Below are 513 nucleotides of genomic sequence, written 5' to 3' on the forward strand. Positions count from 1 at the left end.
GCGTGGACGCGCTGGATGACCTGTTGGGCCGGAAGGCCCCGGCGCGGCCGCCGCCGCCTCCTCCTCCCGACGCGGAGGCGGACGGAGCGGAGGGCCGGCCGCGCGTGCCGGTGGTGGTGTTCGGCGGCGCGGCGCAGGGCTCGCGTCCGTCGGTGCCGCTCACGCCCACGCCTCAGTTCTCCGACGAGGACCTGTCCATCCTGGACGACATCGAGCGCATCTCCCGCGGCGAGGACGCCTCGCTGGACACGGAGAAGGTGAAGCCGGCGCGCATGGTGGCCAGCCTCATCCGCCTGCTCATCCGCAAGGGCGTCATCCAGGAAGGGGAGTTCCTGGAGGAGCTGGCCCAGAAGTGACGGCCGCCGTGACGCCCGCGGGGCAGGAGCTGTTGCTCGACGTCCGCGGGCTGACCACGGAGCTGGTGCTGGAAGCGGGGCCGGTGCGCGCGGTGGACGACGTGTCCTTCGCGCTGCCCCCGGGTGGAACGCTGGGGGTGGTGGGGGAGAGCGGGTG

At 73.9% G+C, this 513-nt stretch carries 2 pseudogenes; both read left to right on the forward strand.

The annotated features are described in order from the left end of the window. Positions 1-356: pseudogene (locus tag G4D87_RS38565) on the forward strand (GspE/PulE/PilB domain-containing protein); the annotation flags it as partial. Then, positions 353-513 (forward strand): annotated as a pseudogene (locus G4D87_RS39870) (peptide ABC transporter ATP-binding protein); the annotation flags it as partial. The pseudogenes G4D87_RS38565 and G4D87_RS39870, both read left to right, overlap by 4 nt.

This window comes from Myxococcus vastator, assembly GCF_010894475.1.
Classification (GTDB): domain Bacteria; phylum Myxococcota; class Myxococcia; order Myxococcales; family Myxococcaceae; genus Myxococcus; species Myxococcus vastator.